Genomic DNA, 24,267 nt, shown 5'->3' with positions numbered 1-24,267 from the left:
ATTAATCAGCCATCTATAATTCTAATTACTAATTATTAATTACCAATTACCAATTTTACCAGAAATTTTCACTTTTAATTCTTCACTCTTCACTCTTCACTCTTCACTCTTCACTCTTCACTCTTCATTTTTCATTTTTCTCCCTTTCTCCCAATCATCAAGTCTCCCCAGTCCTATCTCAACTGAGCCCCCAATTCCTCTTCCAGGCTCTTTTGGATCCTCTGCATTACGTTGTCGATCTGTTTATCGTTGAGCGTTTTTTCTTCATCCTGTAACAGGAAGTTGACCGCATAGGATTTTTTGCCTTCAGGCAGGTTTTTTCCTTCATAGACATCAAAGAGTGATATTTGTTTCAGCAGTTTCTTTTCCGACTTGAGGGCGATCTTTCGGATCTGGGCAAAGGTGATCTCTTTGTCGATCAGCAGTGCCAGGTCTCTGCTTACGGCGGGGAATCTGGCTATCTCGGAAAAGCGTACCGATTGTTTTTCGGATTCTTTCATCAGCAGATCCCAATTCATCTCGGCGAAGAATACCTCCGTATCGATATCGAATTTTTTGCATATCTTAGGAGAAACAATGCCAAAGAAGCCTATGGTGCGTTTGTGTGTCTTGACGCTCATACCGGCAGAAAGGAGTTCGTTTCGTTCGGTTTCAAAGAACACCTGATTCCCACTGATCCCCATTCTTTTCAGGATATTTTCCACATGCGCTTTCAACTCGAAGACGGAACTTTGTTCACCGGCTGCCGCCCAATTCTTATGGGTACGTTTACCACATATCCATAGTCCGATATGAAATTCTTCGGAATATGGGGCAAGAACATTCTCTTCGCTCTTTTTGGCGGCATCGAAGAAATAGCAGTTGCCGAATTCATAGAACCGGAGGTCGCCATGCTTGCGATTACGATTGTATGCAATGCTCTCCAATCCCCCGAAAAGTAATGTCTGGCGCATCACGTTGAGGTCATTGCTTAGCGGATTTACCAGCGGTACGCAGTTGGCGGCAGGGTAGGTTTCAAAGTCTTCATAATAACCCTTCTTAGTAAGCGAATTATTCAATATTTCGTTAAAACCGTTTGCCGTAAGCTGTTCAGAGATCAATGTCTGCAGTTTCTGTTTCCGGTCTGCCGGCATTTGGGTGGAGAGGTTCGCCTTTAATGAGTCGCTGATTTCCACATTATTGTATCCATAGATACGGAGGATATCTTCAATCACATCCACATCGCGCGTTACATCCACACGGTAAGTGGGGATACGCAATGTAAGTTGAATATCCGTCTCATTTTCTATTTCAATCTCCAGACTGTGCAGAATGCTTTTGACAGTCCCTTTCGGGATATCTTTTCCTATCAGCTTGTTTATCTTATCGAAAGAGAGGCTTATCAGTGCCTTTTCAACAGGTACAGGGTAGATATCCCGTATATCACCTTCTATTGTACCGCCTGCCAGTTCTTTCACCAGCATAGCTGCCCGTTTCAATACATAGACCGTATTGGCCGGATCGGCACCCCGTTCGAAGCGGAATGAAGAGTCGGTGTTCAGCCCGTGACGACGGGCGGTCTTTCGTACCCATGTGGGATTGAAATAAGCCGATTCAAGGAATATATCGGTCGTCTTTTCGGTTACGCCCGACTTTAATCCGCCGAACACACCAGCGATACACATCCCTTCTTCCGAATTACAGATCATCAGGTCGTTCCCGCTCAGTTCACGTTCCTCTTCATCCAATGTGATGAATTTGGTCTTTTCGGGCATAGTGCGTATTACCACTTCATTTCCGGTGATATGTGCAGCATCGAATGCATGCATCGGATGTCCCGTTTCGTGGAGTACGAAATTGGTGATGTCTACGATATTGTTGATAGGACGAAGCCCAATGAGTAACAGTTTTTTCTTCAACCAGTCAGGGCTCTCTTTTACCGTCACACCGCGGACGGTGAGTCCCGAATAGCGTGGGCAGGCTTCCCTGTTTTCCACAATCACTTCGATACCGCCTTCCTGAGAGTCAACGGCAAATTCCTCCACAGACGGTTTTGTAAGTTTATAAGGTTTACCTGCCTGTTCCAGCCATGCTGCCAGGTCGCGTGCCACGCCAAAGTGGGAGGCTGCATCTATGCGGTTGGGGGTAATATCTACTTCCAGTACATAATCGCTCTTTATGTTGTAGTACTCTTTGGCAGGCGTTCCTACTCTGGCATCGTCGGGCAGTACAATAATGCCGTTGTGCGAAGTGCCTATCCCGATCTCGTCTTCGGCGCAGATCATGCCGAACGACTCCTCACCGCGGATCCTGGAACGCTTTATCGTGATCACATCATCGCCAAAATACAATTTCGTGCCGATGGTGGCAACCACTACTTTCTGACCGGCTGCTACGTTGGGAGCACCGCATACAATCTTCAGCGGTTCTTCACCATTGCCGATATCTACGGTTGTCAGGTGCAGATGGTCGGAGTCGGGGTGGGATACGCATGTCAGCACTTCCCCGATTACCAGGCCTTCTAATCCCCCTTTGATGGTTTGTATTTCTTTTACGCTGCCTGTTTCCAGTCCTATAGAAGTGAGTGCATCGGCTGTCTCCTGCGGCGACAGATCAAATTGAAGATACTCTTTGAGCCAGTTGTACGAAATGTTCATTCTATTGAAATTACATGAGATCATTACAAATTAAACCAGATCGATACGGATTAATAATAGGTTGGTTTCTCAGCCTATTTTAAATCAATATAAACCTGTTAAAATCCGGAATCCTGATTCTTTTTGAAATAGGGCTCAAAATTACAAAAAAAAGCGATAACCATTGCCAAATATCTGTGATATTCAGGATTTGGGATTTCAGATTCAAAATTTCAAATTTGGCTTACGCCGATTGTTAATTGACTGCGTCGATTTTGGCTCCGCCGAACGTTGTTTCAATTCAGATCCCAGATTCAAAATTCAAGATTTGAGATTTCCCCTCCTTATTTTGATAATAGAGCAGATTGTTGGTCAATCTTAGTTAATGGTGCCATACCACCATAAATTGGAGTCCTTTCCCTGCGAAGCGGTCGGATGCACCCATTTGTGACGGTATGGCGTATTGTCTGGGATTCCAGTACCCGATCAGGTAGAAAGTCAAATGATTTAGTTGTCGGTGCCAGTGAAGGAAGTTATAAAGGTGCCGGTTCTTCCAGTCATAATAGACCATCGCACTAAAGTTGTCGAACATCGTGAGTGGATAGGAGAGACTGAGGCCGGAGAAATTAATTGAATTGCCAGGATCGATTCCTTTTTCACTGTAAGAATAAAAAAATTGCTCGAACGTTGTATTCAATCCATTCCCGATACCGAAGGTATAATCTGTTCCCAGCGTCATCATCTGTTGGTTGGTGAACTCGCCTATATTGCGATTCAGGTGTGTCCATGAGCTCTCGAACCAGAGTCCTATGGTTACATCGAGCCGCACATCAAGACCGAAGCGGTTTTCGGCTATCTTTTCGAACTCATAAAGGCTTGCATCCGCTTTTCGGAAATGATATGATAGCGCTCCTTCTCCTTTGGGGATCGGTATCTGTGTTCTTCCGCCAATTTCGGGAAACGAATTGGATGAGGGTAGTATTTCCCACCCTTTACGGTTATCGTTGCCATAGAGCGACCATAGCCAGAAGGTAGTATTATTCGGGAAATAGTATCTAAAGAGGCCTCCCCAGACCCCATCGGTGAGTTGCAGCGGATCGCGCGGGTCCATGCTGTCGAACCACATTAACGGTCGAAACATCTGCGCCGATCCGAAATTGATTTTTTGCAATCCCAGTCGTACCTCCGCTCTTGTGGATGAATAGCGGGCCCATGCCCGGTAAGGCTTGATGTTTCCTTCAGGGGAAAAGTCGTTGAATGAGTTGATGCCCACATCTCCGAAGATATTGGCGGACGCTTCGAAGTCGATCAGCTTTGAATCTTTGATTGGAATTCCGAAGTTTGCCTGCGGAATGTAGCGTCCGCCCAGCCATACCTGCGTGGAAATGTCGGGCGAGTATTGTCCCCATCCCGACAGTTGCCCGCTAAACCGCAATGAAGGCCCGGGCTTGTTTTGCAAACTATCTTGTTGCGCTTGCAAAGGAATTACAAGCAACAGGCCTGATAAGATAGCCCAGTAACAAATTTTCTTCTTTTTGTTCATCCCGACTCGTAGTTTATTATTTATCTCTCGCCGCAAATTCCATAAAGAAACAGTTTTGCCAGTTCCTCCGCCAGGTCGGGTACGCTTTCATATTCATCCAATACCCTTTCATCGCTTAACAGGTCCGCCATTCTCTCTACCCACACCAGCAGAAGTTTCGGATTAATATCTTTCCGTATGTATCCTTCTTGTTGTGCTTCGGCGAAACTGTCGATTGCCACTTTCATTGATCGCTGGATCCATTGGTCGAAGAATGCCGAAAATTCAGTGCCGGAATGTTTGAATATATCCTTAAGATATTCTTTGCTTATTTCGGCAGACCCTTCCCTTTTCATTTCAAGAATTTTTTTCATCTTTTCAGAAAAAGGGATGTCAGAGCGCATCATCTTCAGGTAAATCTCTATCCGAGCCTCGAAAAGCGTGTCAAACACCTTTTTGACAAGTGCTGTTTTGTTGGGGAAATATTTGTAAAACGTCATTTTGCTGACGTTTGCCTCGGCACATATTTCCTCTATCGTCACTTTTTTCAGCCCGTATTTAAAGAATAACTTTTTACCGGCTATCAGTATGTCTTGCTCTTTTTTAGTCATATTGTTTATTTCAAATTCAAAATTCAAAATTCAAGATTCAAAATTGGGCCACGAGGATCGTTAATTGAACACGTCGATTTTGGTTTCGCCGGACGTTGTTTCAATTCAGATTTTATTTATATTTTGTACCTCGAAGTTCGGAAGTTTTTAGATATTTGATAAATCCGGATAAGGATTGAGATATTTGTAATGCTTCCTGATATAATTGTTCAAATTCTTCCTGACAGATATATCCAATATCCAATGCCCTGTATAGTTGGCTGCGAATTTCCCCACAAGAACCTTTTGCAATAAAGAGGAATTGAACAAATTCCTTGTTCGAAAAGGAACGAGCCATTTTCCAGACTTCCAAATCCTCAAATCGTTCTATCTTGGACATAATCTTAAATTTTGAATCTTGAATCTTGAATTTCTATTGTTTCAAACTTGCTTTGCTGAAAACATTCGCGGGAATGTCTTTATCGAATTCGATCTTCGTGATGTTATATTCCGTTCCTTTGCCGTCTTTCAGCATATCTTTGTACACCATCTTCGTAGGAAACCAGCGGTTTTGAATGCGTTTGATGTCACTCAACGTGATCTGTTTGAGCAGTTGCCCGCTTTTGGCATAAAGTTCCTGCTTTAAAGGTACGAGGCGTTCGGTATCCACCCACATTTTCTGAGAATGGTAGGCAACGTCATCCGCTTTTGCCGTCAGCGTAATCACATAACACTTGCGTCCTTCAATCGTTTCCTCGCCGGCAAGGGAGGGTGTGTACATCTCCGTCAGTTTACGATCCTCCATCATGTCTTCGTAAGAAAGGTCGGAGCCCATGACCGACTGGCGCAACATATGCCCGGAGATCATGATGGTACGGTCGGTGGAAGGGGAATAGACCCACATCTCTTTATTCAACTTCAACATTTTAGTGCCTTTTTCGCGTGGAGGAGACAGATATTCCGTGAATGATTTCTCATCCCCTATCGTGTAACTCTTGGCAGTCATCGTGCGGCTATTGCGTTTACCGTGTACCGTCATCGTCGATTCCGCGATTTGACTTTTCGCCGAAATGTTCTTATCGACCTCCTGCATGATCTGTTCCGCATCCTGTGCCGAAACAGCGCCCGTAAAAGCGATTATAAATAATAATACAATTAGTTTTCTCATATAAATTTATTTTTTTATAATTTCATAATTTTCTTTCTTACAAAATCTTGAATCCGGGTCTACTCCGAAAACCCCATTTTACCAATTTCAACCTCCTTGCAAGGTGTTGTGAATGGGGCGTTTTCAAGAAAAATACTTATTGGAGCGATCTGAAATCTTGAATTTTGAATCTTGAATCTGAAATCTTTTAATCCAGTTCTTTAAACAACATTGCCGTATTCCGTTTATAGACAGCTGTCCCTGCCAGCGCCGAACCGATAAGCATAGACAAGCCCCCGGGGATAAAACCGATAAAATATAACTCAGGAGTAACGCGGGCATGGATGACCGGGTCTATCATCATATTCACACTATCCATCATCGCGCTGTAATCGATACCGTGATCTTGCAGGTAATAGCAGAGAGATATTCCTAATGCGGTACCGATGGCCGAGCCAATGATCCCGATGAATAAAGATTCCACCAGGAGTGTACGGTAAATATGCTTTTTCTCTTCTCCCATTGCCAGACGAACTCCAAATTCATTATAACGCCTGATGCCACTGAGTATACCCGCGTTCCACAGCACGATTGCCAGGGCGAAGACCAGCAGGATTACCATTACCAACGAAACGATATGCATATAAGCAAGCATCTGTCCCATGAAATCCTGATCGGCCAGTTGCACCATCACGGGGGCATATTCATCCGTCACGCCGGTATATTGCCGGTTGAAACTTTCCTTTACGCGTTCTGCCTGCTCCTTATTATAAAGGTCGCCGGGTAAAAAGCCGAATAATTCACCTGCTGCATTATCCATATCCAATAAAAGGCGGGCGTCGGATATGTCGAGGATAACGGCACCGCGGTCGAGTTGGCCGATGCCAAAGCGGACGATTCCTGCCACCGTGTAGTTGGCAAAACTCATCGATCCGTACATGGTTGATCCGAAGAACGTAACCGTATCGCCCGGTCGCACCTGATAGCGATCGGCAAAATCATAGCTGATAATAATTTCATTGGACTGTTGTATAACATGCCCTGCTACGAGCGACTGTTGCAATCCGATCCGTCGGGCTTCGCGGCTGCCGGGACTCAACAAGTCATACGCTGTTCCTGAGACAGGCCCTTGTGCTTTGGTTTCGCCGTTACTGTCGGGGATGTCGAGTAGTCCCCCGAAAAAGATGCGTGGCGTCCATTCCACTTCGGGGAATTCCTCCGTTAGTTTCTTTTGCAAGGTGTCCACTTCCAGCAGGGCAAGGTCGTTGGGCTTTTGCTCCTCATTTTCCAGATAAGCCCGAGTAACCACTTTCAGGTGTCCCGTTTGGAAATCGGCGGTTGTACGGATCATGTTATCCAGCATTCCCTGGATATACCCGTACGAGAAGACGACGGCAAAGACCCCGATCGTTACTACGAGTACCGGTAGCAGGCTACGGCTTCGGTCTCTTATAATTCCTTTCCACAAAAATCTATGCATGATTTAATTTAAAATTTAATATTCAAGATTTAATATTGGGTGAATGATCGTCCGCTATCTTGAATATCCATTATTTATATTTCGGTCTCTGAAACAAAGGTCATGTAAAAATCCATCATTTTCGAGCATCAAATAAATGCTTTTTTGCGAAATCCCGGGCAATTTTCCAAACTTCTAAATCTTCAAATCTTTCAATTTTTGACATTCTATTCTTAAATCTTGAATTTTAAATCTTGAATCTTGAGTATTAAATAATTTTCCCCTTCAACGCTTCTACAATATTGCTTTTGGCAATTTTCCTCGCAGGGATATAGCTGATGAGCATTGAAAGAGCAACAATCAGAATGATGCTCATCAGTATCGATGCCGGTTGATAGACAGGATATATGGCGTCACGCATTCCCAGTCCCATTTCGGAATAACTTTCGGGCAGCTTCAGCCCTGTTTTCAAAAACCAGTATAAAAAAGGTGTGCCCCATATAAAACCGGCGAGGATCGCCAGGATGCTGTATGAAGTCCCTTCCAGCGTGAAGAGCCGTGTAACCCGCTTGGGTGTCATTCCTAAAGCCACATACGTGCCGATCTCTTTTTGACGGCGGAAGATGGAAAGTGTCTGCGTATCGAATACCGATAACAAAGCGACAACCAGCAGGATCGTGAAAATGATGACTGATTCTATCCGGCTGCTTTGCTTCATAAGATATAAATCGCTCAGCAGGAAGTCCATATCTTTATAGGCCCATGTGCCTATATCCTGTTTGATGTGGCATTGCTTCGACAGCACGAAATAGGTTGCTTCACCAGGCATTTGCGTCATCTGCCGGAGGTTGTCGAGGCTGATCCATATCTGTCCTGCATCGATGGTAGCTGTGTTGGAATCGAAAACCGATGCAATGACAATTTCCCTTGCATCGAATACGCCGTGCCTGTCACGCCAGCGAATAAGCAGGTTGTCTCCGGATCTTACTTTTAGAGTGTTAGCCATTCTCTTGCCTATGACAGCCTTTATCGTGCCTGTTTCGTCCTCTGCTAATTGGTGTGACGGAATTTTCAGGATTTGTTGTTCGGGATCAATTCCCCTCAAGAGGATGTTCTGCATGTTACCGTTTTGGTATGCGGTTGCTTGCGACAGAAGCACGGGTGTTACCGACTGATCGATAATGAACTGATTCAGTGCTGCAGGGACAGGTTCATGGGCATCCTGGAGGGTGAACACGTCATAGGGATCGTAGTGTTCGCTCCACAACTGGCCGTAACCGGTATCCCACTCGTGCGCACTCGTGATGGCATCCTTCATGAAACCATCGAGTATCCCGTTGTAAGCGACCATCAATACAAACACAAACGACAACACGGTTACATTCAACCATGTGCGCCTGCCGGCTCCGAGGATATTTTTTATTGCTGTTTTGAGTAACATGATTTCAAATTTCAAATTCAAGATTCAAAATTCAAGCTTTGAGATGCAGGATCTGATGATTCGAAGATTTCAATCACCGAATCTTTTTCCACTTTCCCATCTTCCAGGTAAATGATTCGTTTCAGATACTGCATCACTTTTTCATCATGCGTGGCGAAGATGAAAGTAGTGTTAAGCTCTTCGTTTAACCTGCGCATGGTTTGAAGAATGGTATGCGAGTTTTTTGCATCGAGGTTTGCCGATGGTTCGTCTGCCAATACAATATCAGGGCGTTTCACCATTGCACGGGCTATGGCTACGCGCTGGCTTTCGCCGCCCGATAGTTGGGCCGGACGGGATTTTGCTTTATCGGTCAAGCCTACCCATTCGAGGGCGCTCATCACGGCTTCATAACGTTCTTCCGGAGATATTTTTTGCAGAAGTAGCGCAAATTCCACATTCTCATACACTGTGTAAACCGGCAACAAATTGTAACTCTGGAAAATAAATCCGATATTTTTGTTGCGCAGCGCAGCCGATTCTTTGGCGGTCAATGAGGAGATGGAGTGTCCTAGAACAGTGGCTTCTCCTTCGGAGGGCGTATCAAGAGAGCCGATGATATTCAGCAGCGTAGTTTTTCCTGATCCGCTGGGACCGACTAATCCGAGAAATTCTCCACGCCCGATTTGCAGGTTGATCCCGTTCAGAGCGGTGAATTCGCCATTTCCTACAGGAAACCGTTTTACCAAACCGGTCAATCGAATGATCTTTTCCTTTTCACTCATCTGTTTTTGTTTTGAATGGTTCTATTTAATATACTGTTTGAGTGTAAATGTACGAAAATATTATAATTGGGCAAAAATAGTATACTTTTTCTAAAGGAAGATATGATCATCATCAATTAGTAATGAACAATTGGCAGATTTACTGAAATCGACATATCGAGATATCAACATATCAATGAAGAGTGTGGATAAGAAATCTGATCGCTTGTGTAACCCAATTTGATGATATGAAAATTATAATTGGTCTCACTACTGTCCAAAGAAATTAGCCCATAGGTTCAGTTGATCTGAATCGGAATCATTCATCGGACGTTTTGGTTTGATAAACAGTTCGCCTAAAGGCTTCCTCTCAAAGAGTACTTTGCCGACGACGGACGATAAAATATAAAGTTCTTGATCAATATGAAACATCTTTCTGGCAATAGCAAGCAGCAGGTACTCGCAGATGGCAATCCATATCTGCGAGTATACTGCATTCTGGCTGGTTCCGTAGAACGCCTCGATGTTCAGATGTTGTTTGATCCATTTGAAGAAACATTCCACTTGCCAACGTTCCCTATAAAGTTCAGCAATGGTCAGGTAAGAATGTGTGAAGTCATTGGTCAGGAACCGATAGACATTTCCCGTGGCATAATCCTCATACACAACCATGCGGAGTGTATCCGGATACCATCGGGAGGTTTTCAGTCCCGTCAGCCTGATAGTGGAATCGCTAACAACTCCGGTACTTTTATCAACCGGATGTTCTTCTATCACCTCATACTTCATGTTGTCCTTGGCCCTGGTGACGAAGAAAGCCCGCTGGCAATGAAAGTGGCAGAACAACTGCTTGAAATCCACATATCCCTTATCCATGAGGTAGTAATTGCCAGGCTCCACGGGTACGAGGCTCATAGCTTTGGAGTCATGGACTGCAGCTTCCGTCAGATAAACAAATGTGGGAATCGCTCCCCGCAAATCCAGCAGGGTATGCATCTTTACACCACCTTTATCATGATGAAGTCTTGCCCATGGACAGAGTTGCAGGCAAAGTTTCATCGTACTGCTGTCGAAGGCATGGACGATTCCGTCCACGTCGAGTCTGGAAGGCTCGTTGCGGTACAGGTGTCTCGCTTGTGCAATCAATATCTGACCGAAGTCGTGATAGATACGCCAGTCCTTGGTCCCGTTGATATGTGCCAAAGTAATCCCTTACGTATTGAACTCAGAAATTCTACAGAAAAGTTTAATGTTAGCGATATATATATTGAGAAAATTATTAAATATATTGAAGCTAACTTTTATTTGGAATTCAATATAAATCGGTTGACAGATTTAGTCCCTCTTTCCAGAAGGAGTTTGGAAATCAGATTTAAAAAAACAATGGGAATTTCAATCTATCAATTTATATTAAATGTAAGAATGGATCATTTTATTATTTTATTGACAACGACAAAGATGTCAATGTGTGATTTGATCAATCAGTGTGGCTTTAGTGATTATTCTAATGTTTTTAGAATGTTTAAAAAAATAAAAGGATGCAGTCCAATAGAGTATAGACAAAAATTCGGTGAGTAATTAATTCTCTGCTCCGAATTCCAAAATGAAAGAAATAGTGTTTTTGTAGGTATAAATTGAATAACATCTCATATTGACTGTCTTGAAATTTGGGAGAATCCTGTATTTAACCTATTTTTGTTTATTGTTACTTTATATCGCATTAAGATAGAGCGGTTTAATCTTTAAAGAGAATGGACAATAATCAATTAGCATTTGACTTTGCGCTTCATACCAATCGGAATTTGTTTATTACCGGAAAAGCGGGGACAGGAAAAACTACATTTCTGCATCGCCTGAAAGAGATTTCCGGTAAGCAGATGGCGGTGGTTGCACCTACCGGTGTAGCAGCCATCAATGCCGGTGGTACTACGATCCATTCTTTTTTTCAATTACCGCTTACGCCTTTCTTTCCTACCCCCGAGGGAAGGAAACAACTGATCAGTCAGACAAGAATGCGGGGACATCGCCGGAGGGTATTACAAGAACTGGAGTTGCTGGTGATCGATGAGATAAGTATGGTACGTGCCGATCTGCTGGACGCGATCGACGCCTCTCTGCGTCATTTCCGATACAGGGGAGACCAGCTTTTCGGTGGTGTGCAGGTCGTTTTTATTGGTGATATGTTCCAGCTCTCTCCGGTAGCGAAAGAAGAGGAATGGCGTTTGCTATCGGGATATTATCAAAGTCCCTATTTCTTCCATAGCCGGGTGATTATGCAGGATTCGCCTGTCTATATCGAATTTGAGAAAATTTATCGTCAGACAAACAACGATTTTATACGGGTGTTGAACGAGATCCGGAACGATTGTCTTTCTCCGGAGAGTTTCCGGATGCTCGAAAATCGATATGATCCGCAGTTTACACCCAAGTATGAGGATGATTATATTGTCCTCACCACCCATAATTACAAAGCTGATCAGATCAACAGTCGGGAGTTGAATAAATTAGAGGGTAAGACTTACAGGTTCGCAGCCAAAATCGAGGGAGAGTATTCCGAGAGGAACTATCCTACTGAGCCGGTACTGGAGCTGAAACCCGGCGCAAAGGTGATGTTCCTTAGAAATGATACCGAGGCGGCACGTTTCTATAATGGAAAAACGGGTGTTGTCGATAAAATTGAAGGAGACAGTATTATTGTGTGTTGTGATGGAGATGAATATATCGAAGTGGAGCGCACTATGTGGGAAAATATCGGTTACTCGGCCAATCCGGATACAAAACAGATAGAAGAAAACATACTGGGGCGTTTTATACAGTACCCCTTACGCCTGGCATGGGCTATCACTATTCATAAAAGCCAGGGGCTTACTTTTGACAAAGTGGTGATCGATGCCGGACAAGCTTTTGCACCGGGACAGGTATATGTGGCATTGAGCCGGTGCCGTTCGTTGGAAGGTATCGTACTTTTGAGCAAGATACATCCGGATAGTATTCGCAATGACCGTCAGATTATAGACTATGAAAGGAATAAGCTGACCGTTGATGTGCTTGAAAACCAGTTGGAAGAGTCGCGCAAAGCATATCGTTGCCACCTTCTGTTGTCTGTTTTCGATTTTGAGGGTATCTTGTCGCAAACCACACGATTGTTGTCGAAGGTTAAGGAGTGGGGAGAGTCGTTCAATGAGGAGACATTACCTTATTTACAAAATATCCGGCAACAACTGGAGGAGATGGAGCGGGTGGCAGCGAAATTTCAGGTGCAATTGAACTCGATCTTTGGTCAGTATCCTGTAAACGAAGACTATTTAAGAAGCCGGTTAAACGCTGCCGGTGATTTCTTTGTGGAAAAGATGGATCTGTTGATAGACGATCTGCGACAATCGCCTGCTACGACCGATAGCCGGGCACACGCTGCCGAGTATAACGAGGCGATCCAGGATATTTTTTCCGATCTGGCCTTGAAGCAGGATCTCCTAGGTGAACTAAAATCCGATACAAGTATTGAGGCCTACTTTGAGGTGAAAAATAGTTTTATGCTTCCTTCCTTTAGTGTAAATGCTTATGCTGCATCGGCCTCCGCGAAGTCCGACCTGTCACATCCCGGCCTATATCGTCTGCTGATAGAGGAGCGGAATAAGATATGTGGTCCGCGGGACTTACCGATTTATTTGGTGGCTGGAAGTAAGACGCTCTATGAGATGGCGGAATATTTGCCACAAAATGAAAAAGAGTTGCTTCAAATCACCGGATTCGGACCAGCCAAAGTCGAAAAATACGGACAAATTTTCTTATCAGTCATCAGAGATTACTGTGAGAGGCACGGGCTGGAGTCCTGTCTGCCGGAGAAGGAAGTATCCAAAAGAAAAAGGAAAGAAAAGAAAGAGAAAAAAGAGAAGAAACAAAAAGGGGATAGCCGGCGTTTGAGTTTGGAAATGTTCCGGTCGGGAAAAACGATCGAAGAGATAGCCGAAGAGCGGAATCTGGCAGTTTCGACTATCAGTACGCATCTGGCAAAATATGTGGAGACGGGCGAACTGATCGTTACCGATTTTATTCCACTGGAGCGGCTTCGTCTGGCGGAAGAGAAACTTAGGACTGGTTCACCCGACGATCCTGTATATTACACCTTGCATCCTGATTTTTCGAATACTGAGATTATGATGATCCTTGCACATAAGCGGGGCCATGCCTCCGAAAGTTCTTCATTCCTGTAGAGGAATTATTAAACCCATAAAAGGGATTATGCTTCCCATAAAAGGAAATGCGAACAGTGTAAACGGAATTATAGAATCTCATAAAGAGAATTTAAACAATAAAGGGTGGAAACTCCTGTGTGTGAGAGTTCCACCCTTATTATCTTTATGTGAACAGAGAAGATTAATATCCTCTTATCGCTTTGATTCCCGGAAGTACTTTGCCTTCGATCATTTCGAGCAGGGCGCCGCCACCGGTAGACACATACGATACTTCGTCGGCTTGTCCGAATTTATTGACGCAGGCTACCGAATCGCCACCCCCTACGAGTGAGAAAGCGCCTTTTTGGGTAGCATCTACAATCGCATTAGAAACCGCACGTGATCCTTTATCGAAGTTGTCGAATTCAAATACGCCGACCGGTCCGTTCCATAGGATCGTCTTTGAGTTTTTAATTATCTCGGCGAAAGCTTTTTCCGATTCCGGACCGATATCGAGTCCTTCCCATCCATCGGGTATCTCTGTTACAGGAGCAAAATCGGTCTTGGCATCATTGCTGAAGCTGTCTGCAATTTTAGCATCGGTTGCCAACACCAGGTTGACGCCTTTTTCTTTTGCCAGTTCCACGAGCTCCTTTGCCAAATCCAACTTATCGTCTTCTACGATGGAGTCGCCGATCTTACCGCCGAATGCTTTGGCAAACGTATAGGTCATTCCTCCTGCCAGGATCAGGTTATCCACTTTATCCAACAGGTTTTTGATGATTTCTATTTTGGTCGATACCTTTGAACCTCCCATAATAGCTGTGAAAGGACGTTGGGTTTCGTTCATCACTTTCTCCACGGCAGTGATCTCATTTTGCAACAGGTATCCGAACAATTTGTTATCAGCATCGAAATGGTCGGCAATCAGTGCTGTGGAAGCATGAGCGCGGTGTGCTGTTCCGAAAGCATCATTTACATACACATCGGCATAAGAAGCCAGTTTCCTGGTGAATTCTTTCTGCGACTCTTTTACTTCTTTTTTTGCTTTGGCAGTCTCTTCCTCAGTGGCATCCGCAGCCAGGCGCGGTTTACCTTCTTCTTCCGCATAAAAACGGAGGTTTTCGAGCAGTAATGCTTCACCGGGACGTAATGCAGCGGCTTTGGCTTCAGCTTCTTCACCTATGCAGTCGTTGGCAAACTGTACATCCACTCCTAACAGTTCCGATACACGGGGAAGGATATGCTTGAGAGAAAATTTATCGGTCGGGCCTTTCGGTCTGCCTAAATGCGATCCTATGATGACGCTGCCACCATCCTTCAGGATTTTTTTCAGAGTAGGGATGGCTGCGCGGATACGTGTATCGTCGGTGATATTGAAATTCTCATCGAGAGGAACATTGAAGTCCACACGCACAAATGCCTTTTTACCGGCAAAATTAAAAGTGTCCATTGTTTGCATAGTCCAGTATATATTAAATATTAATTTACTTTCGATTGTTATTCAAATTTACTTCGTAAATTTAGATGTTTGCTACCTTCACATAGTCAAAACAAGTGTTGTCTTTCTACGCACTTATGGCAAAACATTCAGTAGTATCATGAAGTGAATAACGGCGAAGCCAAATAACAATAGAATTAAATAACGGCAAAGCCGAATGAGCCGCAAAGTTACAAAAAATATGGAATTTTTTCCGTAATAGGTATAGGAAAAATTCAGGAGTTCTTTATGATTACTTCGTAAGTTACAGGTATCGCTTTTTTGTACATAGCTAATACACCACAGTAGTTGTCGAACGAGAGTTTACATGCCCGTTCCAGCTTTTCTTCCGGAAGATTGTCCCCTTCAAATTCGTAGATCACTTTCAGTGATGTATATTGTTTAGGATGTTCTTCAGCCATTTCGGCTTCCATGCGTATATCAAAACCTTTCAGATCAATTCTCATCTTACGGACAATTTCCATCACATCCAATCCCGTACATCCTGCAGCTGCAATTAAAAGTAACCTTTTCGGTCTTGGTCCTGCATCATTACCTCCTGCCTCTTCTGCCAGATCGATAGTGACCTTGTGTCCGTCGATCTCGGTATCGAAAATATTATTTTCTCTCCAAACTGTTTGAATAGAGTGTGTAACCATATTGCTGAGTTGATTGTTATATATTAAACTAAACAATTCAATTTCTGTTTAGTTCGGTAATGTAAGCGACAACAATTATGCATATTTTTATGTTATTCAAAAAGGTAAAAGTAAAATCTTTTGTATTTTATCCCGTGTCTTTTTTCTATGGATTACCTTAAATTAATTGTTTGATCAAGAGGTAACCCAATCTCTAACTCTAACAAATAAATAAGTAAGAAAAATGAATGACAAAGTAGAATACATTAACCCTGACGGACTTTCAAAAAATCCGGCGTTTTCACAAATTGTGACTACACAGGGGGGGAAGACCATCTATATTGGTGGACAAGATGCTGTAAACGCACAGGGAGAGATCGTAGGTAAGGGAGATATTGCTCAACAAACAGATCAGGTAATGAGAAATTTGCAGGTAGCGCTTTCCGTTTGTGGGGCAACATTTGACAATCTTGTAAAACTAACTATACTTATTGTTCAGGGACAGGATTTGTATCGTGGATTTCAGGCATCTCAGAAGTATTTGGACAAACTGAAAAATCCTCCTGCAATTACCGGTTTTTTTGTTTCGGCACTGGCTCACCCGGATTTTCTGGTTGAAATAGATGCTGTAGCATTTGTTCCAGACTGACAGGAATGGATTAAATTAAGAAAAAGTGAAGTTTTTTATCCACATCTTCCTGTTTTTAAGGAGAAATTTCTATCAAAAAGATAAGCATATAATTGCAAATTGCTATTTTTGTGTAAAATTATGCTGATATGATCGATAGAAATGCAAATGTGCTCCTTATGTATACAGGAGGAACCATCGGGATGGTAGAGAATGCGGAAACGGGTGCCTTGGAACCGTTTAACTTCAGTCACCTATACTCCAATATGCCGGAAATAAAACGGCTGAAATTCAATGTGGAAACCTATCTGTTTGATCCCCCCATCGATTCCTCGGATATGTCTCCTTCCATCTGGCAGCAGATAGTCCACGTGATAGAAGATCACTATGATGAATACGACGGTTTCGTTATTCTCCACGGCACCGATACTATGGCTTATACTGCTTCGGTGCTAAGTCTGATGCTGGATAATCTCACCAAACCGGTTATCCTGACCGGGTCACAGCTTCCTATCGGTAAACTCCGGACGGACGGGAAAGAAAATCTTATCACCGCACTTGAGATTGCAGCAGATAAAAAAGATGCTATCGGACGTCCTATCGTTCCGGAGCTGTGCGTTTATATGCAAAACCTGCTGATGCGAGGGAACCGCACCACGAAGATTAACGCCAATAACTTCAGCGCATTCACCAGCCCCAATTATCCTTATTTGGGTGAGGCAGGGCTGAATATCCGTTACAATGACCAGTTCATCCTTAAGCCTGACTACGAGAAGCCTGTAAATTTCAATTATGCAATGGATCCACATGTGGTGATCCTAAAGCTGTTTCCCGGTATTTCTGAGGCAGTCGTGCGGGCACATCTTGCAATTCCCGGTCTTAAAGGGGTCGTATTGGAAACGTATGGCACCGGAAATTCTCCTATTGATTTGTGGTTTATAGACTTATTGCATGATGCGATAGAGCAGGGCATTGTGATTGTCAATGTTACACAGTGCCTCTATGGAGGTGTAGAGATGCACCGATATGAGAACGGGCAACGTCTGGAGAAATTGGGTGCGGTGAGCGGACACGATATCACTACCGAAGCCGCTTTGGCTAAATTGATGGTTCTGTTCGGTGAAGGAAAAACACCGGCGGAAGTAAAACGCCTTATGTCTGTCTCCCTTCGTGGCGAATTGACAGTGAGAAGGTAAAAAAATCTGTTTGAGATGTTTGGGTTATTAGAGTGTGGTAAAAATATTATTTTGCTTGTACTGCCCTCTGTATTTATAAAAGCTGTATATTTATTGCCTGTATAGGAAGTTAAGCCCTGAAATAGAACAAGCGTATGCAACACGAAGATTATATAATACGGGAAATAGGAAAGTTCGGGCTGATAATAAGTGCTGTTCGAAATATGCTTTTCGGGGGCAGAGACAATCCTGCAATAACTATAGAGAATAAAGTGGATGAGGCAAAGGGGATGCTTTTGAATGAAATCAACTTTGACCTGGACATGTTTCTGCACCTAAACGGTGAAAAAACAAGTGAATATTTATCACGTTTTGAAGGTTTCAATATTGAAAATACAGAATCTTTGGCAAAAGTTATAACAGAAATAGGATTTAATACTCAATCCGGAAATGCTACTAAATACTTGGAAAAAGCATTGCAGCTTTATCGGTTCTGTAATTTGAAAGATAATACTTATTCTATTGAACGGGAAACAAATATAACGGCAATAAAAAATGAACTGCAACAAGGAAATTGATAGTAAGTCTGTCATATCTCCTACTGTACAATAGAAATTGATATATTGACGAAAAAATATTATTTTTTTGTTTTTCGTCAATAAGTATTTGTGTCTTTGTCAAAGATAATCCAGAAAACAAATGATTAATTGCGAAACATACTTATCATTGCGCATACATGGTTTCATAAGTGATTTTGCGAAGTGTTCCGTTGGCATCATCACATGTATATTCCCAATACATCACACCTAGCATCTCTTTCTTTTTTGCGAATTCACATTTTAGCTTTGCCGATTCAGGATTGTCGAATGAACATATAAATTTCCCTTCGTCATCCACATAGTAAGGCACACCACCCAAAGAATCCCACTTCAATGTGTAATCAGCATCGAGGATATGAATGTCTTTATAATCAATAAAATCTGCAATTTCCTTGATGGCATGGCCATAAAACGGAATACCCAAAGTCAACTTATTAAGTGGTACACCTGCATCAACATGCGCTTGTACCGACTCCTCAATGGACATACTGCGTGTGAACTCAGAGCGATGAAGGGGTGAATTGTGATAAGGTGGACGTCCCATATCATACGTCATGATATTTACAAAGTCAATATACGGGTCAACTGCCTTGAAATCATAATATTTTGCATTGTATGCACTGGCAAATGTCAGTAACTTATCATCTCCAATATAGTTTCGGATCTCTTTCATCAAGGACGTAAAATTATCCATATCCTGGGGAGAGGATGAGATGCCTGCCGCACTGCTGGTGGGATACTCCCAATCCATATCAATCCCATCCAGATTAAACTCATCTATCACCCGTTGGCAATCTTTTGCAAAGGCATCACGTGTGACGTCATCTGCTGCCATCTCGCTGAATCGTCCGCTGGTCCATCCACCGATCGAGAGCATTATTTTCAGATGAGGATGTGCTTCTTTAAGGCCTGTAATTTGTTTCAGCCGTGGTTCATTTTGAATTTGAATGCCATCGAAACTGTTATTCACATGACCAAAGGCATAATTGATATGTGTCACATAATTGGGATCAGGCATTATCTCGCTTCCTGAAACTACATACGCCAACACGACAGGCGTTTGTCCAAGTTTACCGGCTGTCTCTTCAGCCATTGACGCGCTTGTGGGTTTATTCACATAAGAGTAAAAACAGATACAGCTACACACGATTAATAACGAGAAAAATAATTGTTTCATATCGTTTTATATTTTATTACTAACCTAATGCTACATCTAATGTCATCATCACGATAAAACCGACGATAAATCCAATGGTAGCGATGTCGGAACTTTTGTTTTGCTGTGCTTCGGGTATCACTTCCTCTACGACTACAAAAATCATTGCTCCTGCGGCAAATGCCAGAGCGTAAGGCAGTATCGGAGTAAATGTGGCAACCGCCAAAGCGCCCAATACGCCGGCAATGGGTTCTACGATCGCTGATGCCTGTCCGTACGTAAAACTTTTGCGTCTGCTCATTCCCATTCTTCGTAAGGGCATTGCCACGGCAATACCTTCGGGAAAGTTTTGCAGGCCAATCCCAAGTGCCAGTGCTACTGCTCCACCTATTGTGGCTTCGGGTATTCCTGCGGCTACGCCACCGAACAATACGCCTACGGCCAATCCTTCGGGTATATTATGCAGGGTTATTGCCAAAGTCAACAGGGTGGTTCTCTGCCAGGGTGTTTTTATGCCTTCTGCTGTTTTGAAATTGACATGCAGATGCGGTAACACTTTGTCTATCCCATACAGAAATGCCGTACCGGTTAAAAATCCTACAACTGCAGGAATGACTTTTACAAAACCTGTTCCCTCACTCATATCAATGGCCGGAATGATTAAGCTCCAGACACTTGCCGCTACCATCACACCTCCTGTAAAACCAAGCATACCGTCAAGAATGTTTTTGTTCATGCGCTTGAATAAAAACACAGATGATGCACCCAAAGCTGTTACCAGCCAAGTGAAAATAGTTGCATAAAGTGCAGCCCAAACCGGGTTGATGCTTTCGAAAAATTGTATAACGTTGTCTAACATGAATTTCGTTGATGCTTTGTTTAACCGTTTACTTTATCTGAAACCCTATGGCTGTGTTGTGCAAATGCCGCCGTACCAACCAATGATAATACTGCTATCAGTATTTTTGAGATGTAGTTCTTTATACTCATAAATTTTAGAGTAATAATATTTGAATGTTTTGTTTGCAAAAATAATAAATTAGTATAATCTAACAAAATAATTTTTTAAAAAATGATATTGGTGTTTTTCTTGTTAGTTTAATCTAATTTTTATAATTAATTTTGTAACATGATATCACAAGCGGAAGAAAATTATCTGAAAGTATTGCGCTTATTGTCGGATGTTAACGGTGTGGCAAGCGTGAATGAAATCGGCAAGGAACTGAATATCAAAATGCCGACAGTGAACAGTATGATGAAAAAGCTGTCAGAAAAAGGACTGGTATTTTATGAAAGTTATAAGCCCATTAAGCTGACACCAAAAGGCAAAAAGGAAGCGGCACTCATTATCAGAAAGCACCGTCTTACGGAGATGTACCTGGTAGAGAAAATGGGGTTTGGCTGGGAACAGGTACACAGCATAGCCGAACAGATTGAGCATATCCAATCGCCTGAATTTTTCGCCAAAATGGATGAGTTGTTAGGTTATCCAAAAATTGACCCGCACGGCTCGCCCATTCCGGATATTAACGGTAAAATGGAGTGGAAAGAGTACAAAAAATTGAGTGAATGCAAAGAGGGAGAAACGATAAAAGTTGCAGCTGTAATCAATAGTTCGGACGAGTTTCTGAGATTTCTGAACGGCAGGGAAATACATTTGGGATTAAAAATAAAGATAAAATCTGTAGAACCATTTGACAAATCAATGGTCGTGAGTTACGATAAGCGTTCGCCAGAAACTTTAAGCCATACGGTTTGTGAAAGGTTGTTGGTTGAGATATTATAGGATTCTCTGCGCAAAAGACAGAACCATTACGGTATATTTGATTTCAGTAAAGCCTCATAGAGAGTGTTTGAAAAAGCAGGACTAAAATTTTAATAAAGCCATGGCACGCCCGATAACAAAGCAGCAACTCTTAGAACAGAGCAAAGACAATTTCAGATCAATTCAATGACTATTGAGGAACAGGAGAAATCTTTTTCTTTCGAAGATAGGGACAAAAACATTCGGGAAGTATTGGTACATTTGTACGAGTGGCACCAACTACTGTTGAATTGGATAAACTCAAATCAGTCAGGAAAGAAAACAAATTTCTTACCCGATCCCTATAACTGGAAAACATATACGCAAATGAACAGAAATATATTGCAATGGTTTGTACGCTCATACCGTCCCAAAAAGGACTTAAACTCGGCTTTTACAAAGGAACAGACTTGTCCGATCCAGAGAATTTGCTCAAAGGTAACGGTAAACTATCCCGTTATGTAGATATTAAAGCAGAATATGATATTAACCCCGTTGCACTGGCTGCATTGCTAAAAGAGGCCTTTAACGCATACAAAATAAGGAACGACAAATGATAGTAACACCATTATTTAAGAAACTGAATTTCAAGCAACATAAAGAAATTCTTATTGTAAATCATCCCACAGAATTTGAAGCGGAGTTAAATGCAATGAAAGATTATACAACTATCAAAACAGACATCAAAAGCGTAGCAGAAATAGAGTTTGTTTTGATATTTGTAAAGGCACAGGCGGAGGTTGATACTATTACACCGCTTATTGACAAAAATCTAAAAGGTGATGGAGTCGTTTGGTTTGCCTACCCGAAAAGAACCTCCAAGAAGTACAAAGCAGAAATAAATAGGGACAAAGGTTGGAACATACTCGGAAAATCGGGTTTTGAAGCCGTAAGACAAGTAGTGATCAATGACGATTGGAGTGCTGTGCGTTTTAGAAAAGTGGAGTTTATCAAGACAATGAACCGAAGAACAAACTTTGCAATGACAGAAGAAGGGCGAGTGAAAACCAAACCCTCCAGCCGCTAACCTGTAAAATTCAGAAAGATGGAACAATTACAAATGATTGATACTGTAAAATCAATAGCGCAAAAAGATGAAAACGTTTCTGCTGTTTTAATGTATGGTCCATTTACCAAAGGGGAAGGAGACTGGTATTCTGATATTGAATTTTACATCTTTTTAAAAGAAAAAGAGACTTTCCCGGCTGAGGATTGGGTGAGTCAAATCCATCCTGTAGCGATGTATTTCACAAACGAGTATGGGAGCGAAGTGGCTGTCTTTGAGAATATGATCAGAGGTGAATTCCATTTTCTGACGATGGATGAAATTAAAATTATCAAATCCTGGGAAGGGTTTGTAGCATTCAGTGATTTTGACAAAATGAAGTTAGTTGATAAAGACGGACTTTTAGCGGATACGCTTCATCAGATAAAAATAAAATCACCTGATAGAGCGACGAACGACAATATTCTGTGGTTGAGCCAATCTCTGCTAAACGTATTGTTGACGACAAACAACCTGATTAAAAGAGAGGAGTTTGCGCATGCTTACCATAGTTTGGTAATTGTACAAAAATATTTACTTTGGTTGATCCGGATCGCAACTAATCAAACCAGGCATTGGGAAAGTCCAACAAAAAGTTTGGAAAAAGATATTGACAAAGGTTGGTACTCAGAATTTAAACGGACCACATCTGACTTAGATTTGGAAAATATAAAAATAGCTTTTCAAAATTCATTGGAATTATCAGAAAAACTATTTGACAAGCTAAACGTTGAACTAAAACTGAAGCAGATATTAAAAAGAATTGGATAAGAAAGACAAAAAATGAGTTGATCTTTGAAGAAAAGGGAAATGTAAATGCTTGTTTCCTCGTGCAACTGGTCCCGAAGTTCGAAAGATATAGAGATCCCAGATCAAGACGTCCAGGACACGCTGACCTGTTCGTTGACCGCCATTCAACTCATTGAAACCCAGGAAGCCCTGAAAGGTGGCGTAAGTAAACTCCCGTTGCTGGCAGCGATCCTCTATTGCCCGACCCCGTATTCTTCCGAGAAAACACTAATCCTTTTATTTTTAGCTACCGGAACATATTCCGATTTATTCTGAATACTAATGCAAACGAAAGTCGCGGAAATCCACGGCTTTCGTTTGCATTGTAAATAGACAAATCAGGCTTCAACCAGTTCTTTTCCTACTTGTTTCACCATATTTATAATTTCCTTTTCCCGTTCTTTGGAGGGTTTTTTGTTTCCGCTTATATAAGCAGCCAGAAGGCTTTGTTTCATCCCCAGGCGCCGGGCAATGGCCGACACATTCAGTTCGGGATGTTTGCGGAAAATCCTTGCAACGCCTACAGGTTCAGGATCGTCGTAGAGAAAACTATCCAGTGACATATCTTCGTCCACATCCTCCCAACGTATACCTGAGTGGTCTATTTCGTAATTTTGGCGTTGCTCCGGGCTTGCATTCAGCAATCGCGGATACCATAACAGCGACTGCCACAGTTCTTTTTCATCATCGGTAAGGATGAAAATTTTTTCATCATCAAACCATAGTTTTTTAACTTTCATAGCAATACTTCTTTTCTTCTTTTATCTCCGGCGATTATTCCCCGAAAACCCTTTTCCATTCTTTAATAAAATTCTCCTTGTTCTCTTCGAGAATACTCTCGGCAAGTTTCACATCCTTTGGTTTCAACCCGTTATTGTAAACTAACCGGAGTTCCTCCTCAATTTCAAATTTCGCTTCCCCATCGCTACTCTTTACGTGAATATGAATAGGTTCATGATCACGTGTGTAGAAATAAAATCTTAATCCGAATAATATTAAAAGCGTTGGCATAACTATTATATTTTTATGTCACAAAGATAGGTTATAAAATTATAACCTGCAAATATTTTGCATGAAATTTTCATTATCTTTGTGAATGTCAACGCCATAAGCTTTTTCCATAAATTGCCGGAATTAAATTGTTTGACAATTAGTTTATTTCATTGATTGACAGCAACCAACTTACAAAGGTAAGATTTGTGCTTCGAGCACGGTACGGCAAGCCTGTTAAAGTCCATGTGGCCTTGATTTTTATTTTCAC

General features: G+C 42.3%; 25 protein-coding genes and 1 pseudogene. 11 read left to right on the top strand and 15 right to left on the bottom strand.

The genetic code is table 11. From position 1 onward, the window contains the following. Nucleotides 1-173: 173 nt before the first annotated feature. The 9 genes from pheT to F597_RS20145 form a co-directional block, all read right to left on the bottom strand. Entirely contained in the window at nucleotides 174-2,636 is a 2,463-nt protein-coding gene (gene pheT / locus F597_RS0104795; protein WP_019538580.1) for a phenylalanine--tRNA ligase subunit beta, read from the bottom strand. Between the two features lie 361 nt (nucleotides 2,637-2,997). Then, a complete protein-coding gene (locus tag F597_RS0104785; RefSeq protein WP_019538578.1) occupies nucleotides 2,998-4,158 on the bottom strand; it encodes a hypothetical protein in 1,161 nt (386 codons plus the stop codon). A gap of 20 nt (nucleotides 4,159-4,178) precedes the next feature. Continuing rightward, nucleotides 4,179-4,748, bottom strand: a complete 570-nt coding sequence (locus F597_RS0104780) for a TetR/AcrR family transcriptional regulator (RefSeq protein ID WP_019538577.1) — start codon at nucleotides 4,746-4,748, stop codon at nucleotides 4,179-4,181. A 112-nt stretch (nucleotides 4,749-4,860) separates the two neighbouring features. Next, nucleotides 4,861-5,127: a four helix bundle protein gene (locus F597_RS0104775; RefSeq protein WP_019538576.1), complete on the bottom strand. Its 267-nt coding sequence runs from the start codon at nucleotides 5,125-5,127 to the stop codon at nucleotides 4,861-4,863. A 33-nt stretch (nucleotides 5,128-5,160) separates the two neighbouring features. After that, nucleotides 5,161-5,895, bottom strand: coding sequence for an outer membrane lipoprotein-sorting protein (locus tag F597_RS0104770; RefSeq protein WP_019538575.1), 735 nt, complete (start codon nucleotides 5,893-5,895; stop codon nucleotides 5,161-5,163). 187 nt (nucleotides 5,896-6,082) lie between these two features. Continuing rightward, complete coding sequence (locus tag F597_RS0104765; protein WP_026327129.1) at nucleotides 6,083-7,354, bottom strand: ABC transporter permease; 1,272 nt, start codon at nucleotides 7,352-7,354, stop codon at nucleotides 6,083-6,085. Nucleotides 7,355-7,601: 247 nt separating this feature from the next. Next, complete coding sequence (locus F597_RS0104760) at nucleotides 7,602-8,774, bottom strand: ABC transporter permease (RefSeq protein WP_044060076.1); 1,173 nt, start codon at nucleotides 8,772-8,774, stop codon at nucleotides 7,602-7,604. 17 nt (nucleotides 8,775-8,791) lie between these two features. Next, entirely contained in the window at nucleotides 8,792-9,538 is a 747-nt protein-coding gene (locus F597_RS0104755; protein ID WP_019538572.1) for an ABC transporter ATP-binding protein, read from the bottom strand. A gap of 249 nt (nucleotides 9,539-9,787) precedes the next feature. Next, complete coding sequence (locus F597_RS20145) at nucleotides 9,788-10,720, bottom strand: IS4 family transposase (RefSeq protein WP_245541992.1); 933 nt, start codon at nucleotides 10,718-10,720, stop codon at nucleotides 9,788-9,790. Between F597_RS20145 and F597_RS23085 the strand changes: the two genes are divergently transcribed. Further along, nucleotides 10,712-11,095, top strand: a complete 384-nt coding sequence (locus F597_RS23085; protein WP_026327127.1) for a helix-turn-helix domain-containing protein — start codon at nucleotides 10,712-10,714, stop codon at nucleotides 11,093-11,095. The genes F597_RS20145 and F597_RS23085 overlap by 9 nt on opposite strands. A gap of 173 nt (nucleotides 11,096-11,268) precedes the next feature. Beyond that, nucleotides 11,269-13,731 (top strand): HRDC domain-containing protein, encoded by a 2,463-nt coding sequence (locus tag F597_RS22980; RefSeq protein ID WP_019538569.1) that lies wholly within the window; start codon nucleotides 11,269-11,271, stop codon nucleotides 13,729-13,731. A gap of 163 nt (nucleotides 13,732-13,894) precedes the next feature. Here the strand turns inward: F597_RS22980 and F597_RS0104735 are convergent, their stop codons facing one another. Together F597_RS0104735 and F597_RS0104730 are read right to left on the bottom strand one after the other, a co-directional pair. After that, entirely contained in the window at nucleotides 13,895-15,154 is a 1,260-nt protein-coding gene (locus F597_RS0104735; protein ID WP_026327126.1) for a phosphoglycerate kinase, read from the bottom strand. Between the two features lie 254 nt (nucleotides 15,155-15,408). Then, nucleotides 15,409-15,831, bottom strand: coding sequence for an OsmC family protein (locus F597_RS0104730; protein WP_019538567.1), 423 nt, complete (start codon nucleotides 15,829-15,831; stop codon nucleotides 15,409-15,411). Between the two features lie 223 nt (nucleotides 15,832-16,054). Here F597_RS0104730 and F597_RS0104725 point away from each other — a divergent pair, with 223 nt between their 5' ends. From F597_RS0104725 to F597_RS0104715, 3 genes are all read left to right on the top strand, one after another. Beyond that, nucleotides 16,055-16,459, top strand: a complete 405-nt coding sequence (locus F597_RS0104725) for a RidA family protein (protein WP_019538566.1) — start codon at nucleotides 16,055-16,057, stop codon at nucleotides 16,457-16,459. A 128-nt stretch (nucleotides 16,460-16,587) separates the two neighbouring features. Then, complete coding sequence (locus F597_RS0104720) at nucleotides 16,588-17,634, top strand: asparaginase (RefSeq protein WP_019538565.1); 1,047 nt, start codon at nucleotides 16,588-16,590, stop codon at nucleotides 17,632-17,634. Between the two features lie 134 nt (nucleotides 17,635-17,768). Further along, entirely contained in the window at nucleotides 17,769-18,191 is a 423-nt protein-coding gene (locus F597_RS0104715; protein WP_019538564.1) for a hypothetical protein, read from the top strand. 145 nt (nucleotides 18,192-18,336) lie between these two features. Here F597_RS0104715 and F597_RS0104710 read toward each other — a convergent pair whose 3' ends face one another. Then, the gene (locus tag F597_RS0104710; RefSeq protein ID WP_026327124.1) at nucleotides 18,337-19,389 is read right to left on the bottom strand and encodes a glycoside hydrolase family 18 protein; all 1,053 of its coding nucleotides are present in this window, start codon (nucleotides 19,387-19,389) and stop codon (nucleotides 18,337-18,339) included. A gap of 19 nt (nucleotides 19,390-19,408) precedes the next feature. Continuing rightward, the gene (locus tag F597_RS0104705; protein ID WP_245541991.1) at nucleotides 19,409-20,104 is read right to left on the bottom strand and encodes a ZIP family metal transporter; all 696 of its coding nucleotides are present in this window, start codon (nucleotides 20,102-20,104) and stop codon (nucleotides 19,409-19,411) included. 393 nt (nucleotides 20,105-20,497) lie between these two features. On the opposite strand from F597_RS0104705, the gene F597_RS0104700 reads away from it, so the two are divergent. The 6 genes and pseudogenes from F597_RS0104700 (at nucleotide 20,498) to F597_RS0104680 (ending at nucleotide 23,282) form a co-directional block, all read left to right on the top strand. Continuing rightward, complete coding sequence (locus F597_RS0104700; protein ID WP_019538561.1) at nucleotides 20,498-21,154, top strand: metal-dependent transcriptional regulator; 657 nt, start codon at nucleotides 20,498-20,500, stop codon at nucleotides 21,152-21,154. 204 nt (nucleotides 21,155-21,358) lie between these two features. After that, a pseudogene (locus F597_RS22820) lies at nucleotides 21,359-21,505 on the top strand (ClbS/DfsB family four-helix bundle protein); the annotation flags it as partial. A 14-nt stretch (nucleotides 21,506-21,519) separates the two neighbouring features. Further along, nucleotides 21,520-21,729 (top strand): DUF1801 domain-containing protein, encoded by a 210-nt coding sequence (locus F597_RS22815; RefSeq protein ID WP_019538560.1) that lies wholly within the window; start codon nucleotides 21,520-21,522, stop codon nucleotides 21,727-21,729. Then, nucleotides 21,726-22,199 carry a hypothetical protein gene (locus F597_RS0104690; protein WP_019538559.1) on the top strand — a complete coding sequence of 158 codons (474 nt, stop codon included), beginning with the start codon at nucleotides 21,726-21,728 and terminating at the stop codon, nucleotides 22,197-22,199. Before F597_RS22815 ends, F597_RS0104690 begins: the two co-directional genes overlap by 4 nt. Nucleotides 22,200-22,217: 18 nt before the next feature. Then, the gene (locus tag F597_RS0104685; protein WP_044060051.1) at nucleotides 22,218-22,988 is read left to right on the top strand and encodes an aminoglycoside 6-adenylyltransferase; all 771 of its coding nucleotides are present in this window, start codon (nucleotides 22,218-22,220) and stop codon (nucleotides 22,986-22,988) included. 45 nt (nucleotides 22,989-23,033) lie between these two features. Further along, nucleotides 23,034-23,282, top strand: a complete 249-nt coding sequence (locus tag F597_RS0104680; RefSeq protein WP_019538557.1) for a hypothetical protein — start codon at nucleotides 23,034-23,036, stop codon at nucleotides 23,280-23,282. A gap of 62 nt (nucleotides 23,283-23,344) precedes the next feature. Here the strand turns inward: F597_RS0104680 and F597_RS0104675 are convergent, their stop codons facing one another. Together F597_RS0104675 and F597_RS0104670 are read right to left on the bottom strand one after the other, a co-directional pair. Continuing rightward, on the bottom strand, nucleotides 23,345-23,746 hold the full coding sequence (locus tag F597_RS0104675; RefSeq protein WP_019538556.1) for a DUF2442 domain-containing protein: 402 nt from the start codon (nucleotides 23,744-23,746) through the stop codon (nucleotides 23,345-23,347). A gap of 34 nt (nucleotides 23,747-23,780) precedes the next feature. Continuing rightward, nucleotides 23,781-24,017: a DUF4160 domain-containing protein gene (locus F597_RS0104670; protein WP_019538555.1), complete on the bottom strand. Its 237-nt coding sequence runs from the start codon at nucleotides 24,015-24,017 to the stop codon at nucleotides 23,781-23,783. Nucleotides 24,018-24,267: the final 250 nt, after the last annotated feature.

It is taken from the genome of Proteiniphilum acetatigenes DSM 18083 (genome assembly GCF_000380985.1).
Taxonomy (GTDB): domain Bacteria; phylum Bacteroidota; class Bacteroidia; order Bacteroidales; family Dysgonomonadaceae; genus Proteiniphilum; species Proteiniphilum acetatigenes.
The sequence above is the reverse complement of the archived record's forward strand: the minus strand, read 5'-3'. Positions and strand labels throughout refer to the sequence as shown.